The sequence below is a fragment of the Gemmobacter sp. genome, assembly GCF_016792925.1.
Taxonomy (GTDB): domain Bacteria; phylum Pseudomonadota; class Alphaproteobacteria; order Rhodobacterales; family Rhodobacteraceae; genus Gemmobacter.
The window spans coordinates 1-15,398 of the sequence record NZ_JAEULU010000333.1; the positions used below are offsets into that span (position 1 = coordinate 1).

The following is a 15,398-nucleotide window of genomic DNA, read 5'->3' on the forward strand; positions in this document are numbered from 1 at the left end:
AGGCCTCGGGGGCGGGGAGGCTCGCCAGCAGATCCTCGCCGGCGCAGCGCGCGGCGGCGGGGGCGGTGGCAAGGGTGAAAGCAAGGCAGATTGCGGGGAAAATGCGAAAAATTGTCATGCACCCAGCGTGGCATATCGCGCCGCGCGGCGGAAGGCGGGCTGCAAATTTTCGGCGAAAATTTGGGGTGTGGGGATTGCAAATTTTCGGCGAAAATTTGCGGCTGCGCCAGTTGACAGCCGCGCGCGCTCTGCCTAACTCTCCGGGCATTGGCACTCGCTGGAAGTGAGTGCTAATCAGATTTCAAACTGGAAACCGAGGGAGTGTTACCAGATGGCTTTCAAACCGCTGCATGACCGTGTGCTGGTCAAACGCGTCCAGAGCGACGAAAAGACCAAGGGCGGCCTGATCATCCCCGACACCGCCAAGGAAAAGCCCGCTGAGGGCGAGATCGTGGCTGTGGGCGAGGGCGCCCGCAAGGATTCGGGCGAGCTGATCGCGCCGACCGTCAAGACCGGCGACCGCGTGCTGTTCGGCAAATGGTCGGGCACCGAAGTGACCCTCGACGGGCAAGAGCTGCTCATCATGAAGGAAAGCGACATTCTCGGCATCATCGCCTGAGAACGCCTTTCCGGCTGCGCGGAACCCGCGCGCCATCCCTGAAATTTCAGACACTGGAGCAAGCACATGGCTGCTAAAGACGTCAAGTTTGAAACCGATGCCCGCGACCGCATGCTGCGTGGCGTGAACATTCTCGCCGATGCGGTGAAGGTGACCCTCGGCCCGAAAGGCCGCAATGTGGTCATCGAAAAATCCTTTGGCGCCCCGCGCATCACCAAGGACGGTGTGTCGGTTGCCAAGGAAATCGAGCTGGCCGACAAGTTCGAGAACATGGGCGCCCAGCTCGTGAAAGAAGTGGCGTCGCGCACCAATGACGAAGCCGGTGACGGCACCACCACCGCCACCGTGCTGGCGCAGGCCATCATCAAGGAAGGCCTGAAATCGGTCGCCGCCGGTCTGAACCCGATGGACCTGAAGCGCGGCATTGATCTGGCCACCTCGAAAGTCGTGGAAGCCATCAAATCCGCCTCGCGTCCGGTGAAGGACAGCGAGGAAGTCGCGCAAGTCGGCACCATTTCGGCCAATGGCGAAGCCTCGATCGGCCGTCAGATCGCCGAAGCGATGCAGCGCGTCGGCAATGAAGGCGTGATCACCGTCGAAGAGAACAAGGGCATGGAGACCTCGGTCGAGGTCGTCGAAGGCATGCAGTTCGACCGCGGCTACCTGTCGCCCTATTTCGTCACCAACCCGGACAAGATGGTTGCCGAGCTGGAAGACGCGCTGATCCTGCTGCACGAGAAGAAGCTCTCGTCGCTGCAACCGATGGTCCCGCTGCTGGAAGCCGTGATCCAGTCGCAGCGCCCGCTGATCATCGTGGCCGAAGACGTGGAAGGCGAGGCTCTGGCCACGCTGGTCGTCAACAAGCTGCGTGGCGGTCTGAAGATCGCGGCTGTCAAGGCGCCGGGCTTCGGGGATCGCCGCAAGGCCATGCTGCAAGACATCGCCATCCTGACCGGCGGTCAGGTGATCAGCGACGATCTGGGCATGAAGCTGGAGAATGTCACCATCGACATGCTCGGCCGCGCCAAGAAAGTCTCGATCAACAAGGACAACACCACCATCGTGGACGGTGCTGGCGAGAAGGCCGAGATCGAAGCCCGCGTGGCCCAGATCCGCACCCAGATCGAAGAGACCACCAGCGATTACGACCGTGAAAAGCTGCAAGAGCGCGTGGCCAAACTGGCTGGCGGCGTTGCGGTGATCCGCGTCGGCGGTGCGACCGAGGTCGAAGTGAAAGAGCGCAAGGACCGCGTGGATGACGCGCTGAACGCCACCCGCGCTGCCGTGCAGGAAGGCATCGTGGTCGGCGGCGGCGTGGCCCTCGTGCAGGCCACCAAGGCGCTGGAAGGCCTGAAAGGCGCGAACGCTGATCAGGACGTGGGTATCGCGATCATCCGCCGCGCGCTGGAAGCGCCGGTGCGTCAGATCTCGGAAAACTCGGGCGTTGATGGCGCTGTCGTGGCGGGCAAGATCCGCGAATCGGACTCGCTGTCCTTCGGCTTCAACGCCCAGACCGAGGAATATGGCGACATGTTCGGCTTCGGCGTGATCGACCCGGCGAAAGTCACCCGCACCGCGCTGGAAAACGCGGCTTCGGTGGCTTCGCTGCTGATCACCACCGAGGCGATGATCGCTGACAAGCCGGCTGACAAATCGGCCCCCGCCATGCCCGGCGGCGGCGGCATGGGCGGCATGGATTTCTGATCCAGGCCTTCCACAGGGTACGGGAAAGGGCGCCTTCGGGCGCCCTTTTTCATTGCGACTCGGGCAGCCTCCGCGCGAGGGTGGCGGCAATCGGATCAGGGGGTGGCGCGTGCAGCTGTTCAAATGTGGCTCCTGCGGGCAAGTCCTGCATTTCGAGAACACGGTCTGTCTGGGTTGCGGCCAGCAGGTCGGCTTTCAGCCGGAAGCGGGGGCGGAGGCGGGCGCGATGCTGGCGCTGCGGCCCGAGGGGGCGGTGTGGGTCAGCGACAGCCTGCCGGGGCAGCTGTTGCGCTTTTGCGAGAACTGGGAGCGCAGCGGCTGCAACTGGGTGCTGCCCGAGGGCGCGGGCAGCCTGTGCCGGGCCTGCGCCCATAACCGCACCGTGCCCGACCTGTCGGACCCCGACAATCACGCGCGCTGGCAAAAGGTGGAGGTGGCGAAGCGCCGCCTGATCCATGGGTTGATGCGGCTGGGCCTGCCCCTGCCGCTGCCGGGCAGTGGTCATGTGCAGCCTTTGATGTTCGACTTCCTCGCGCCCGAGGATCAGGCCGCCCCGGTGATGACCGGCCATGCCACCGGGCTGGTCACGCTGTCGCTGGCCGAGGCCGATGACGCGGCACGCGAGGCGCTGCGCATGCAGATGGGCGAGCCGTACCGCACGCTTTTGGGGCATTTTCGCCATGAGATCGGGCATTATTACTGGGACATCCTGATCCGCGACGATCCGGCGCGGCTGGCGGGGTTTCGGGCGGTGTTTGGCGATGAAACCGCCGTGCCCTATGGCGAGGCTTTGCAGCGGCATTACGAGACCGGCGCGCCTGCGGGCTGGGAGGGCGCATTCGTCAGCGCCTATGCCACCATGCACCCTTGGGAGGATTGGGCGGAAACCTGGGCGCATTATCTGCATATCGTCGATACGCTGGATACGGCGGCGAGTTTCGGGCTGTCCACCGATCCGGGGGTGGATGCGGGCGAATTGTCGGCCGAGATCGACTTTGACCCCTATCGCAGCCGCCAGTTCCAGCGGCTTCTGGGCGCCTGGACCCCGCTTTGCGTGGCGCTGAACGCGCTGAACCGCTCCATGGGGCAGCCGGATGCCTATCCGTTCCTGATGCCCGAGCCGGTGCAGGGCAAGCTGCGCTTCATCCATGATCTGCTGCGGGGGGCGGGGGCATGAGCCTGTCGGAGCGCTATGGCAGCATCTCGAAACAGGTGGCGCGGCTCTGCGGGCGGCAGGCGAGCTTTCTGCTGGCAGTGGGCACCATCGTGGTCTGGGTGCTGACCGGGCCGCTGTTCGGCTTTTCGGACACCTGGCAATTGGTGATCAATACCGGCACGACCATCGTGACCTTTCTGATGGTGTTCCTGATCCAGAACACCCAGAACCGCGACACGGCGGCGATCCAGCTGAAGCTGGACGAGCTGATCCGGGCGACGCAGGGCGCGCATAACGCGCTGCTGGATCTGGAGGAGCTGGAGGAGCGGCAGCTGGAGGGGTTCCGCGCCCGCTATGAGGCGCTGGCGCGGCAGGCGCGCGGGCGGCTGGAGCGTGGCGAGGCCGATACCGACACGCCGGAGGCATAAGCGCTCAGGCCTGAAGGTAGCGCGTGCTGGCGGGCAGCCAGTCGGGCGCCGGGCCGGGGGTGACCAGCGTGCTGGCGGCCTCCAGCGGGGCGATGCGGAAGGGCGAGGTGGCGCCCAGCTTGTCGGGCGTGGCCAGAACCACGGTTTCGGCGGCAGAGCGGATCATGCGGGCCTTGAGCTGCGCCTCCTCGGGGTGGCCGGTGGTGAGGCCGGTTTCGGGATGCAGCCCGGTGACGCCCAGAAAGCACAGATCGGCGCGGATGGCGGCATAGCTTTCGGTGGCCTGCGTGCCGGTGGCGACCATGGACAGCCGCAGGATGGGGCCGCCGATCAGCAGAATCTCGATGGCGGGAAAGGGCTCCAGCGCGGCGGCGATGGCCGGGGCATGGGTGACGATGGTGCAGGCAAGGCCGGGCGGCAGGCGCGCAACAAGGGCCAGATGGGTGGTGCCGCCATCCATCAGCACGATCTGGCCGGGGCGGATGAGGCCCGCCGCGGCCTGGGCCAGCGCCGATTTGGCACGCGGATGCAGCGACTGGCGGGTGGCGACGGGCGCATGGGTGGGCGAGAGCGGCAGCGCGCCGCCATGCACCCGCAAGAGCCGCCCCTCGGCCGCCAGATCGCGCAGGTCGCGGCGGATCGTGTCCTCGGACAGCGCGAGTTCGGTGGCCAGATCGGCGGCGATCAGGCGCCCGTCGCGGGCGAGCCGGTCCAGCAGCAGGGCTTTGCGATCCTGGGTCAGCATGGCGAATCCTTGATATTGCACGAATCAGAATAAACGTGCAGCTTCGCGCAATCAAGCACGGAGAGACAGCATGATGATCCTGATTGCAGGCCCCTATCGCAGCGGCACCGGCGATGACCCGGCGAAGATGGCCGAAAACCTGGCGCGGCTGGAGGCGGCGGCCTGGCCGATCTTCCAGAAGGGGCATGTGCCGATGATCGGCGAATGGGCGGCGCTGCCGGTGCTGCGCGGGGCGGGCGGGGGGCCGATTGGCGGGGCGCTGTATGACGCTGTGATGCACCCCGTGGCGCATCGCCTGCTGGAGGCCTGCGGCGGCGTGCTGCGCCTGCCCGGCGCCTCGGCGGGCGCCGATGAGGACGTGCGCCGCGCCAGGGCGCGCGGCCTCCCGGTCTGGCAGGATCTGGCGGAGGTGCCCCATGCCTGACGGAACAGGGGGCGCTCGCGCCCCCTCGGCTTTTCAGGCCTCACCCCCGAGGATATTTGGGCCAAGATGAAAGCGGGGGGTATGTCTGGGGCCTGGTGAGCCGAGCGCCTTGGCCTCGGGCCGGGCAGGGGGCGCTCGCGCGCAATTCACCCCCTGAGGATATTTGCGTCAGGTTGAAGGGGCGCGCGCGGCTTGTTCTTCAACCTGATCCAAATATCCAGATCCGCCCGCCCCGCCCAAGCGCCGCAACCGGGCGGGCGGTGGCGGGGCGGCAGGCCATGGCAATGCGGGCCGAGGGGGCTCGTATGCCCCCGAGGGACGCCCCTTATTTCGGGATCACGCGGTTTACATGGCCCATCTTGCGGCCCGGGCGGGCCTCGTGTTTGCCGTAGAGGTGCAGGGCCGCGTGTTTCTCGGCGGCGATCTGCGGCACGCGCAGGATGTCGTCGCCGATCAGGTTTTCCATCACCACATCGGAATGGCGGCTGCCATCGCCCAGGGGCCAGCCGGTGACGGCGCGGATATGTTGTTCAAACTGGTCGACGGCGCAGCCATTCTGGGTCCAATGGCCGGAATTGTGGACGCGCGGGGCGATCTCGTTCACGATCAGGCCCTTGGGTGTCACGAACAGTTCCACCCCCATCACGCCCACATACTCCAGCGCATTGAGGATGCGGGCGGCCAGCAGCACGGCATCGGTGCGTTGCGCGAGGCTGAGATTGGCGGGCAGGGTGGTGCTGTGCAGGATGCCATCCTTATGCACATTCTCGCCGGGGTCATAGCAGGCGACCGCGCCATCGAGGCTGCGGGCGGCGATGACCGAGACCTCGTGGCTGAAGCTGATGAAGCCTTCCAGCACGGCGGGGGCGCCGTTCATGGCGGCGAGCGCGGCTTCGGCATCATCGGCGCTGCGCAACCGGGCCTGGCCCTTGCCGTCATAGCCCAGCCGGGTGGTTTTCAGGATGGCGGGTGTGCCGACCTGCGCGATGGCCGCTTGCAGCGAGGCCATGTCGCTGACGGCGGCATAGGGGGCGCAGGTGAGGCCGAGGCCGGTGAGGAAATCTTTCTCGGCGATGCGGTCCTGGCTGATGGCCAAGGCGCGGCGGTTCGGGCGGATGGGCTTGGCGGCTTCCAGCAGGTCGAGCGCGGCGGTGGGCACGTTCTCGAATTCATAGGAGATGACATCGACCGAGGCCGCGAAGGCGCGGAGGCTGTCTGCGTCGTCATAGCTGGCCGTCGTCACCCGGTCGGCGACATGGCCTGCGGGCGGGTTGGCGGCTGGCTCGTAGATATGGGTCAGATAGCCCAGACGCGAGGCCGCGACCGAGAGCATGCGGCCCAGTTGCCCGCCGCCCAAGATGCCGATGACGGAGCCGGGGGGGAGGAGGTCAGACATCGGAGGGCTCCTCGGGGATGGAGGCGGAGAGGGCGTCGCGCCAGGCATCGAGGCGCGCGGCCAGCGCCGGGTCGGAAATCGCCAGAATGCCAGCGGCCATCAGCCCCGCATTGGCGGCCCCGGCCGCGCCGATCGCCATGGTGGCGACGGGAAAGCCCTTGGGCATCTGCACGATCGAATAGAGGCTGTCGACGCCGGACAGCGCCTTGGTCTGCACTGGCACGCCGACCACCGGGATGCGGGTCTTCGAGGCCATCATGCCGGGCAGATGCGCCGCGCCGCCCGCGCCCGCGATGATGACCTTGAGGCCGCGTTCGGCGGCGGTCTTGCCATAGGTCCAGAGCCGGTCGGGGGTGCGGTGGGCGCTGACGATCCTGGCCTCGTAGGAAATGCCAAGTTCCTCCAGCACGGTGGCGGCCTCGCGCATCGTTGGCCAGTCGGACTGGCTGCCCATGATGATTCCAACGTCAACGGCCATGGCATCCCCCTTGGTTTGCAGGCGCTTTAGCGCGGCAGGGGGCGGGGGGCAAGCGGCTCGGTCAGGTGATCGCGTCAGGCAGGTGATCAGGTCCGTCAGGCGATCGGGTCCGTCAGGCGATGATGTCGGGGATCAGTTGATCCTCGATCTTCACGATCTGATCCTTCAGGCTCAGCTTTTGCTTTTTCAGGCGGCGCAGGGTCAGCTGATCGGGGCGGGCGTTCCGCTCCAGCGCGGCAATCGCCTCGTCCAGATCGCGATGCTCGCGGCGCAGGACCTCCAGCTTGATGCGCAGCATCTCGTCCAGATTGAGTTCCATCGACGCATTCATGGCAGCTTCCTGAGCGGGAGAACGGGGCAGGTGGCGTGGTTCGAGTCGGCCCTTATCCGCCAAATATACCGATTTTTCCGTGCTTTGGGAAGAAATCTGCCTTGATTTGCGGCGAAAGGTTAAAGGCGGGTGGTCTTGCGCGGCGCGGGCGCGCGCCCCATATTGGCCTTATGCCACGGTGCCCGCAGGGGCCGGGGCGCAAGTTGTCGCTTTTGCCAAGGACACGAGATGACAAAGATCAGTTTCGGGGCCCATCCCTATCTGCTCGGCTTTGAACAGCTGGAACGGCTGGTCGAGCGCACCGCCAAATCCGGTGACGGCTATCCGCCCTTCAACATCGAGGCGGTGACCGAAAACGCCTATCGCATCACGCTGGCCGTCGCGGGCTTCCGCGAGGAAGAGCTGGCCATCACGGTGGAGGATCGCCAGCTGGTGATCCGGGGCCGTCAGGTCGATGACAGCGCCGAACGGGTCTGGCTGCATCGCGGCATCGCCAGCCGGGCCTTCCAGCGCAGCTTCGTGCTGGCCGACGGGGTCGAGGTGGGCGGCGCTCATATGGAACACGGGCTGCTGCATATCGACTTGCGCCGGGTGGTGCCGGAGACAGTGGTGCAGACGATCCCGATCCGGTCGGGCCGCGCCAGCGACGCGCCGCCGCCGCCGGTGAAGCGCATCGAGGCCAAGTGAGAAGGGAGCCTGCTATGGAAACGAAAGTGAATTTCCTGCCCGAGGCCGAGGGCCGCATCGTCTATGTGCGCCCGGTCGCCGTGGCGGAACTGCCCGCGGAAATTCAGGCGCAGGCCGAGGGGCTGGACCGGCTCTATGCGCTGCATCGCCCGGATGGCGAGCGGCTGGCCTTGGTGCGCGACCGCGACATGGCCTTTGCGCTGGCGCGGCAGAATGATCTGGCGCCGGTGAATGCGCATTGACTGGGCGCATGGTGTGATATGCCGCGCGGGGGGCTGATGTCGGAGCCTCCGGCGGGGATATTTGGGCCAAGATGAAAGCGCGGGCCCTCATTCACCTTGGCTTAAGTATCCAAAGAAGAACGGCGCCGCAGGGGCGCCGTTTGTCGTTATGGGGGCTAGAAATGTCTGGTCTTGGTCCGGCGTCCGGTGAAATGCGCGGCGAGGATCAGCAGAATCAGGAAGCCGAGGCCCGCAAGCTGGCCGGTTCCGTCGCTTTTGGCGGCGATCACCAGGCAGGCCATGGCGCCACCATAGGCGATGACCTGACCCTGTGGCCCCCGGATGCCCAAGATTTTCTGCGGGTTATGTTCGGTCTCGGTCGTGTTGGCGAGGCCGACGAACACCATGGCGCGCGCGATCAGGTGGGAGGGCAGCAGCGGTTCCCCCTGCCACCAGGGCAGCTCGCCGCGCGCCAAGCGGGCGCGGTGGTCGCGCCAAAGGGCGATGACCAGCGGCAGCAGCATGAGGGCGAGGCCCGGCAGGGTCAGCCCATGGCGCGGCGGGAGACGGGTGCTGAGCAGGCCAAGCCCGACCAGCCAAAGGGCATAGGCGGCAAGGAACACCTCTGACCGCCGCAGCATGGCCCGGCTCCCTCGTTTCAGTGGCCCGCGAGGAAGCGCTCGGCGTCCAGCGCGGCCATGCAGCCCATGCCGGCGCTGGTGATGGCCTGGCGGTAGACGTGGTCGGTCAGGTCTCCTGCGGCGAATACGCCGGGGATGGAGGTGCGGGTGGTGCCTGCCTCGACCTTCACATAGCCGCCATTGTGCAGCTCCAACTGGTCTTTCACCAGTTCCGAGGCCGGGGCATGGCCGATGGCGACGAAGAAGCCCGCGCAGGGCACGTCGCGGGTTTCGCCGGTCTGCACATTGCGGGCGCGCACGGCGGTGACGCCGCGCGGGGCGGTGTCGCCCAACACCTCGGTCACCTCATGGTTCCACAGCATCTCGATCTTGGGGTGCTTGAACAGGCGGTCCTGCATGATCTTTTCGGCGCGCAAGGTATCGCGGCGGTGGATCAGCGTGACCTTGGTGGCGAAATTGGTGAGGAACAGCGCTTCCTCGACGGCTGTATTGACGCCGCCGATCAACACCACCTCCTTGCCGCGATAGAAGAACCCGTCGCAAGTGGCGCAGGCCGAGACGCCGAAGCCCTTGAAGGTTTCCTCCGACGGCAGGCCCAGCCATTTGGCCTGCGCGCCGGTGGCGAGGATGACCGCATCGGCGGTATAGGTGGTGCCGCTGTCGGCGGTGGCGGTGAAGGGGCGTTTGGAGAGGTCAAGCGCGGAGATGTAATCGGAGATGATCTCGGCCCCCATGGCGCGGGCATGTTCTTCCATCCGCACCATCAGGTCGGGGCCTTGCACATGGGTGTCGCCCGGCCAGTTCTCGACCTCGGTGGTGATGGTAAGCTGGCCGCCCGGTTGCAGGCCCTGCACGAGGATCGGCTCCAGCATGGCGCGGGCGGAATAGACCGCCGCCGTATAGCCCGCCGGGCCGGAGCCGATGATCAGAACCTTGGTGTGACGCGTCTCGCCCATGATGTCCTCTTGAATCTGTCAGGTTCATATAGGCAGCGCGGGCGCGAAGGGCAAATGCGTTTGGCCGTTGGGCAGGGTGGCGATTTTTCGGCGAAAAATCGGGGGCGCGCGGGCGGCTTCGTATCGCCTTGGGTCGGATTTGCGAAAGAATATTGCGCAATCCGGCATATAATCCTAATGTCCGCGCCAAGGAGACGCCGGGCCCTGCCAGCATCGGCGCGAGAGCAACAAGGATACATCCCATGGCCGGATCGCGGCTGGACCCGATCGACCGTCACATTCTGGCCGAATTGCAGGCCGATGGGCGCATGACCAATGTCGAGCTTGCCAAGCGGGTGGGCATCTCGGCGCCGCCCTGCCTGCGGCGGGTGCGCACGCTGGAAGAGGCGGGCTATATTCGCGGCTATCACGCCGATGTGGACGCCCGCGAGCTGGGGTTTGAAGTGGCGGTTTTCGCCATGGTGCGGCTGCACAGCCAGGCGGAAAGCGATCTCTCGGCCTTTGAGGAGCGCTGCCGCAACTGGCCTCTGGTGCGTGAGTGCCATATGCTGAATGGCGAGATCGACTTCATCCTGAAATGCGTGGCGCCCGATCTGTCGAGCTTCCAGAGCTTTCTGACCGGCGCCCTGCTGAAAGCCGAGAATGTCGCCAGCGAGAATACCAGCCTGGTGATCCGCTGCGCCAAGGACGAGCCGGGCCTGCCCTTCGATGTGCTGGAAGAGCGGCTGAACCGCTCGGCCTGAAAGGGGCCAAGCTTGACGCAAGGCTGCCCTTCGGGGCGGTTTTTTTGTTGGGCGGGGCGGTTTTTTGTTGGAGGGGCGGGTTTCTGTTTGCGCGGGCTGTTGGGGGGCGCCGGAAGCTGAACAGGCGGCCCTTGGCGCTGAGCAGAGGGTCTCAGCAGGGCCGCCCGTCTAGAGCACACACACGAACCTGAGGCCGAAAGGACACTCGGCCTCGAACAGGGGGTGCCAGGGAGTGTTCCCGAGGTCTTACCGCGCCGCTGCCCGATCCAGTCAACCCGGATTTGGATCGCTGTAAGGCAAAGATGGCGAAAGCGGGGCGGCCTGTCAAAGTTATTTCACTTTTGTCGCCGGGGCGGCGGCAGGGCCGAGGGATTTGGGCAGATTGTTGCGCCGCGCCGCGCAATCGCGCCGGTTTGAGGCGAAATCATGGTGGCGGGGCCAGGCAGATTTGCCCGTTAACCCCGAATCAGAAAATGATCAGGGGCCGCGCCGGGCTTGGCTGCGGCCCCTGAGGGAAAGGCAGAGGGGGAGGGGTCAGCGCGCCGCGTTGGCCTGGCTGGCGGCGGGTTTGGCGGGCTGGGCTTTCAGCGCTTCGGCCATCATCGCTTCGGGGCGGCGGCGCTGGCCGCGGGTCCAGGGCATCACCACCTCGGTGGTGCTGGCGGTGGCGATGGCGGATTTGAGCCAGCGGCGGTCTTTCTTCATGGCGTGTCCTGTCTGCTCGATCTGTGCCGTTTCGGGCGGGTGACCTTTCGGCCTTGAGAGAAGGATGCCCGCGCAATGCGGCGCGCTTTGGCGGGGAATGTGGCATTTTTCGTAAAATGCCGGGCAGCGCGGGGCGCCGGGTCGGGCCGGGCGAAACTGCGGATTTTCGACGAAAATCCGGGGTTGGCGCCGGGATTGTTGCCAAAGCGCCCGGCAATCCGCCACGATCTTGCCGCAATCAGAGCCGGATGCAGGAGATCAGGCGCCCGTAATCGGCCTCGGCCGCATGGGTGGTGCGGCGGTAGGAATAGAATCGCGCGGGGTCGCGATAGGTGCAGTGCCGCGTCCATTCGGCATGGCCCACGCCCGCCGCGCGCAGCCGCCACAGCGCATAGGCCGGCAGGTCGAACAGCGCGCGGTCGTCCTTGCCTTGCGCGAAGAAGCGCGCGGCCTCGCGGTCGTCATCGGTGAAGGCATAGACGAATTCCGGGCCGACCTCATAGGCGGCCTGGCTGATGGTGGGGCCGATGACGGCGGTGATGTCGGGGCGTCGGGCGCCAAGCGCCTCCATGGCCTCCAGCGTCGCCTCCAGCACGCCATCGCGGGTGCCGCGCCAGCCGGCATGGGCGGCGCCGACGACGCCCGCCGCGCGATCCGCAAACAGCACGGGCTGGCAATCGGCGGTCAGGATGCCCAGCACCAGACCGGGCGTGGCGGTGACCATGGCATCGGCCTCGGGCACGGAGCCCTGATGCGGGCCGGTGATGGTGGCCACATCCGGCGAATGCACCTGATGCACGGTGATCAGCGGGCCGCCCATCGCCTCGGCCACGCGGGCGCGGTTGATCTGCACCACCTCGGCCAGATCGGAGGAGCCGGTGCCGCAATTCAGCCCGGCAAAGATACCGGAGGAGGCCCCGCCCTTGCGGGTGAAGAAGCCGTGGGCCACGCCCTCCAGCGCGTCAGAGGTCAGGATTTCAAGGGCGGATAGGGGCATGGCGATCCTGCGAATGGGCTGAGGGCGGCGGCTCGGTCGGGAACCCGGCGGGCGGCGCGGCGCCGGGGGCAAAGAGCGCCAGCGCCTTGAACAGCGTCCCCATTTCTGCGGGGTCGGTCAAGCGGCGCGTGGCGGCGTGATGGCTCTCCAGCGCCGGGCCGTCGAGCCGTTGCGCCAGGGTGGCCGCGCGGGCGGCGATGCCCAGATTGGCGAGCAGCGCACCCTGGGTGGTGTAGCGGATATGGCAGGGGCTTGCCGCCTCGGCCAGCGCGGCGAAATCGACATGGGCGGTGAGGTCGGCCTCGCCGGGGTTTTGCAGCGGATCGGCGAAGGCGTGGTGGCGCAGGGCCTGAAACGTGTCGCCGCGCGCGTGCCAGCCGCCATAATCGAGGATCAGGGCCAGCCCGCCCTGCCGCGCGATGCGGGCGGCGAGGCCTTGGGTGATGGCGGCGGCGGCGGCGCAGGTCTCCACGATCTCGCCGGGGATGGTGTCGTGCAGGCGGTAATCCAGCGCCGCGACGGGCGCGGGGGGCGTGCGGGCATAGGCGAGGCGGTCGGTGGCGGTGACCACGGTTTCGCGCCAGCCGCGCGCGTCGCGGGTGAACTGGCGGATCGGCAGGGCGTCGAAGAATTCGTTGGCGATGAGGTAGAGCGGCGCCTCGGGCAGCTGGTCGGGCGTGTCGAGCCAGCTGACGGGGTGGGCGCACAGAAGGCTGCGTTGCTGGTCGCGCAGGCGGGGCGAGGCCTCGACCAGCGTGACGCGGGCCGCCGCGTGAAAGCCCGGCACGCCGCGCGTGGCGCGCAGCACATCGGCCATCAGCGTGCCGCGCCCGGGGCCAAGCTCGGCCAGGGTGAAAGCCTCGGGGCGGCCATGGTCGAGCCAGTATTGCGCAAGGCAAAGGCCCAGCAGCTCGCCGAACATCTGGCTGATCTCGGGCGCGGTGATGAAATCGCCCTCCAGCCCGAAGGGTGGGCGGGTGGTGTAATAGCCGTGTTCGGGGTGCAGCAGGCATTCGGCCATGTAATCGGCCAGCGTGAGCGGGCCGGTGGCGCGGATGCGGCGGATCAGCAGGGCCTCAAGCGGGTTGGGCGGCGGCATGGCGGGCCTTAACGATAAAGTAAGCTCCGGCGAGGATCATGGGCAGCGACAGCAGCTGCCCGGCTGTCAGCCCGTAGCCATTCAGATGGAGGTAGAGACCCAGAGGATTGTCCGATGTGATGAATTGCGCATCCGGTTGGCGGAGGAATTCCACCATGAAGCGGGCCAGCCCATAGCCCGCGAAGAAGGTTCCGGCGATCAGGCCGGGGCGGTGGAAGGCGCTGCGCGCCCGGAAGGCCAGCCAGAACAGCACAATTCCCAGCAACAGGCCCTCGAGCCCCGCCTCGTAAAGCTGGCTGGGATGGCGGGCGGGTTCGCCGGCGGCATAGACCCATGCGCCGGGGGTGGGGCAGCCTTGTCTGGCGGGATCGGTGCAAAGCGTCGGGAAGACCACGCCCCAGGGCAGGGTGGTAGCGCGGCCCCAAAGCTCGGCATTGATGAAATTGGCGATGCGCCCGAGGAACAGGCCCACGGGCGCGGCAATCGCCAGCAGATCGGCGATGGAGAGGGGCGCGAGGCCCTCGCGCCGACAGAAGACCAGCCCCGCCACCACCACGCCCAGGAAGCCGCCATGAAAGGACATACCGCCTTCATAAACCTTCAGAATTTCCGCCGGGTGGCTGAGGTAATAGCCCGGCTGGTAAAACAGCACAAAGCCCAGACGCCCGCCGATCACCACGCCAAGGATGATCCAGGTGAGCAGGCGGTCCAGTTGCTCGGGCGTGAGCGGCGGCGTGCCGGGCCAGAGGCGCGGCATGCGGATCGCGCGCAGCACCAGCTGCCAGCCGATCAACAGCCCCGCGATATAGGCCAGCGCATACCAGCGCAGCGCCAGATGGAGGCCGAACAGGTCGATCGCGAAGATCTCGGGCGAGATTTCGGGGAAGGGGATGCTCATGCGGGTCTCCGGCTTTGGTCTGGTTGTCGGGCGGGGCCGGGGCATTGTCAACAGAGGGGGCATCAACTTGCCGGGCAGCGCCTGGTCCCGCAGGCTGCGACGGCGCAGCCCCTTGCAGGCAGGCCGCGCGCACCGCATATAGGCAGCAACGGACAGGAGTTTTCCCATGCAGACCCGCGCCAAGATCCTCGACGACATCTCGCAGCTGATGACCAATGCCATGGGCGTGGCGCAGGGCGCGAAGACCGAGGCCGAGACGGCGGTGAAAAGCCTGATGGACCGCTGGCTGGCTGATCGGGATTTCGTCAGCCGCGAGGAATTCGACGCGGTGCGCGCCATGGCCCAGAAGGCCCGCGAGGAAAACGAGGCGCTTTCGGCCCGGCTGGCCGCCTTGGAAGCGAAAGCCGACAAGAAGAAGTGATCCGACCTTGGCCCGTATCGGCGCGGCCTTTGCCGCGCTAGAACGGGGTCATGAAACGCCTGATCTCTCCCTGGCGCGAGGCCTCGCTCTCGGCGCAATTCGCCCTTGCGGGCGGCGTGGTCATGCTGATCGCCATGCTGGTGGTCGGGCAATGGGTGGCCTTGCGCATCGAGGATACGGTGGTGCGCAACTGGGCCAATGCCACGGCGCTGTATATGGAAAGTTTCATCTCGCCGCTAAGCCAGGATCTTGCGGCGAGTGACGAGCTGAGCCCTTTGGCGCATCGGGCGCTGGATGAGGTGTTCGGCGCGACCGCGCTGGGCGAGCGGGTGGTGTCTTACAAGATCTGGAAGCCTGACGGGCTGATTGTCGATGCCTCGGATCACCGGCTGGTGGGGCAGCGTTTCGCGGTGGATGGCCATTTGCGGCAGGCCTGGGCCGGGCAGGTGGCGGCGGAGCTGTCAGAGCTGGATGCCGCGGAGAATGTGGGCGAGGCGGCGCTGGGCCTGCGCTTGCTGGAGATTTACAGCCCGGTGCGCGAGGTCTGGTCGGGCCGGGTGATCGGGGTGATCGAGTTCTATGAGCGCGCCGATGGTCTGCTGGAAGACATTGCGCAGGCGCGGCGGCGCAGCTGGGCCACGGTGGCGGCGGTGTTTGGCGGCATCGGGCTGGCGCTGTGGGGGATCGTGGCGCGGGGCAGCGCGATGATTGCCCGCCAGCGCGCCGAGCTGGAGCGGCAGGTGCTGGCG

Annotated in this window: 19 protein-coding genes and 1 pseudogene; 10 read left to right on the forward strand and 10 right to left on the reverse strand. The window is 66.8% G+C overall.

What is annotated here, in order from left to right; all coding sequences use genetic code 11:
* The first annotated feature begins 331 nt into the window (after positions 1-331).
* The 4 genes from groES (at position 332) to JNN06_RS16430 (ending at position 3,907) form a co-directional block, all read left to right on the forward strand.
* Entirely contained in the window at positions 332-619 is a 288-nt protein-coding gene (gene groES, locus JNN06_RS16415; RefSeq protein WP_291240669.1) for a co-chaperone GroES, read from the forward strand.
* A 66-nt stretch (positions 620-685) separates the two neighbouring features.
* On the forward strand, positions 686-2,323 hold the full coding sequence (groL, locus tag JNN06_RS16420; protein ID WP_291240670.1) for a chaperonin GroEL: 1,638 nt from the start codon (positions 686-688) through the stop codon (positions 2,321-2,323).
* Between the two features lie 109 nt (positions 2,324-2,432).
* Positions 2,433-3,500 (forward strand): putative zinc-binding metallopeptidase, encoded by a 1,068-nt coding sequence (locus tag JNN06_RS16425; RefSeq protein ID WP_291240671.1) that lies wholly within the window; start codon positions 2,433-2,435, stop codon positions 3,498-3,500.
* Positions 3,497-3,907 (forward strand): low affinity iron permease family protein, encoded by a 411-nt coding sequence (locus tag JNN06_RS16430; protein WP_291240672.1) that lies wholly within the window; start codon positions 3,497-3,499, stop codon positions 3,905-3,907. Before JNN06_RS16425 ends, JNN06_RS16430 begins: the two co-directional genes overlap by 4 nt.
* A 4-nt stretch (positions 3,908-3,911) precedes the next feature.
* Here JNN06_RS16430 and JNN06_RS16435 read toward each other — a convergent pair whose 3' ends face one another.
* The gene (locus JNN06_RS16435) at positions 3,912-4,652 is read right to left on the reverse strand and encodes a DeoR/GlpR family DNA-binding transcription regulator (protein WP_291240673.1); all 741 of its coding nucleotides are present in this window, start codon (positions 4,650-4,652) and stop codon (positions 3,912-3,914) included.
* Between the two features lie 70 nt (positions 4,653-4,722).
* Between JNN06_RS16435 and JNN06_RS16440 the strand changes: the two genes are divergently transcribed.
* The gene (locus JNN06_RS16440; RefSeq protein ID WP_291240674.1) at positions 4,723-5,076 is read left to right on the forward strand and encodes a hypothetical protein; all 354 of its coding nucleotides are present in this window, start codon (positions 4,723-4,725) and stop codon (positions 5,074-5,076) included.
* Positions 5,077-5,401: 325 nt separating this feature from the next.
* Here JNN06_RS16440 and JNN06_RS16445 read toward each other — a convergent pair whose 3' ends face one another.
* The 3 genes from JNN06_RS16445 to JNN06_RS16455 form a co-directional block, all read right to left on the reverse strand.
* The gene (locus JNN06_RS16445; protein WP_291240675.1) at positions 5,402-6,472 is read right to left on the reverse strand and encodes a 5-(carboxyamino)imidazole ribonucleotide synthase; all 1,071 of its coding nucleotides are present in this window, start codon (positions 6,470-6,472) and stop codon (positions 5,402-5,404) included.
* Positions 6,465-6,950 (reverse strand): 5-(carboxyamino)imidazole ribonucleotide mutase, encoded by a 486-nt coding sequence (gene purE, locus JNN06_RS16450; protein WP_291240676.1) that lies wholly within the window; start codon positions 6,948-6,950, stop codon positions 6,465-6,467. Before purE ends, JNN06_RS16445 begins: the two co-directional genes overlap by 8 nt.
* A gap of 112 nt (positions 6,951-7,062) precedes the next feature.
* Complete coding sequence (locus JNN06_RS16455) at positions 7,063-7,281, reverse strand: DUF465 domain-containing protein (RefSeq protein ID WP_291240677.1); 219 nt, start codon at positions 7,279-7,281, stop codon at positions 7,063-7,065.
* A gap of 228 nt (positions 7,282-7,509) precedes the next feature.
* On the opposite strand from JNN06_RS16455, the gene JNN06_RS16460 reads away from it, so the two are divergent.
* Positions 7,510-7,968, forward strand: coding sequence for an Hsp20 family protein (locus JNN06_RS16460; protein WP_291240678.1), 459 nt, complete (start codon positions 7,510-7,512; stop codon positions 7,966-7,968).
* A 14-nt stretch (positions 7,969-7,982) separates the two neighbouring features.
* Positions 7,983-8,210: a DUF1150 family protein gene (locus tag JNN06_RS16465; protein WP_291240679.1), complete on the forward strand. Its 228-nt coding sequence runs from the start codon at positions 7,983-7,985 to the stop codon at positions 8,208-8,210.
* Positions 8,211-8,365: 155 nt separating this feature from the next.
* Here the strand turns inward: JNN06_RS16465 and JNN06_RS16470 are convergent, their stop codons facing one another.
* Complete coding sequence (locus JNN06_RS16470) at positions 8,366-8,830, reverse strand: hypothetical protein (protein WP_291240680.1); 465 nt, start codon at positions 8,828-8,830, stop codon at positions 8,366-8,368.
* A gap of 17 nt (positions 8,831-8,847) precedes the next feature.
* Positions 8,848-9,786, reverse strand: coding sequence for a thioredoxin-disulfide reductase (gene trxB, locus JNN06_RS16475; protein ID WP_291240681.1), 939 nt, complete (start codon positions 9,784-9,786; stop codon positions 8,848-8,850).
* Positions 9,787-10,028: 242 nt separating this feature from the next.
* Here trxB and JNN06_RS16480 point away from each other — a divergent pair, with 242 nt between their 5' ends.
* The gene (locus JNN06_RS16480) at positions 10,029-10,529 is read left to right on the forward strand and encodes an Lrp/AsnC family transcriptional regulator (protein WP_291240682.1); all 501 of its coding nucleotides are present in this window, start codon (positions 10,029-10,031) and stop codon (positions 10,527-10,529) included.
* Positions 10,530-11,063: 534 nt separating this feature from the next.
* Here the strand turns inward: JNN06_RS16480 and JNN06_RS16485 are convergent.
* The 4 genes from JNN06_RS16485 to lgt form a co-directional block, all read right to left on the reverse strand.
* Complete coding sequence (locus tag JNN06_RS16485; RefSeq protein WP_291240683.1) at positions 11,064-11,234, reverse strand: hypothetical protein; 171 nt, start codon at positions 11,232-11,234, stop codon at positions 11,064-11,066.
* Positions 11,235-11,472: 238 nt separating this feature from the next.
* On the reverse strand, positions 11,473-12,231 hold the full coding sequence (gene pgeF, locus JNN06_RS16490; protein ID WP_291240684.1) for a peptidoglycan editing factor PgeF: 759 nt from the start codon (positions 12,229-12,231) through the stop codon (positions 11,473-11,475).
* Positions 12,212-13,330: an SAM-dependent methyltransferase gene (locus tag JNN06_RS16495; RefSeq protein ID WP_291240685.1), complete on the reverse strand. Its 1,119-nt coding sequence runs from the start codon at positions 13,328-13,330 to the stop codon at positions 12,212-12,214. Before JNN06_RS16495 ends, pgeF begins: the two co-directional genes overlap by 20 nt.
* Complete coding sequence (gene lgt, locus JNN06_RS16500) at positions 13,308-14,228, reverse strand: prolipoprotein diacylglyceryl transferase (RefSeq protein WP_291240686.1); 921 nt, start codon at positions 14,226-14,228, stop codon at positions 13,308-13,310. Before lgt ends, JNN06_RS16495 begins: the two co-directional genes overlap by 23 nt.
* Positions 14,229-14,394: 166 nt before the next feature.
* Between lgt and JNN06_RS16505 the strand changes: the two genes are divergently transcribed.
* Together JNN06_RS16505 and JNN06_RS16510 are read left to right on the forward strand one after the other, a co-directional pair.
* Complete coding sequence (locus JNN06_RS16505) at positions 14,395-14,649, forward strand: accessory factor UbiK family protein (protein ID WP_291240687.1); 255 nt, start codon at positions 14,395-14,397, stop codon at positions 14,647-14,649.
* A 50-nt stretch (positions 14,650-14,699) separates the two neighbouring features.
* A pseudogene (locus JNN06_RS16510) lies at positions 14,700-15,398 on the forward strand (two-component sensor histidine kinase); the annotation flags it as partial.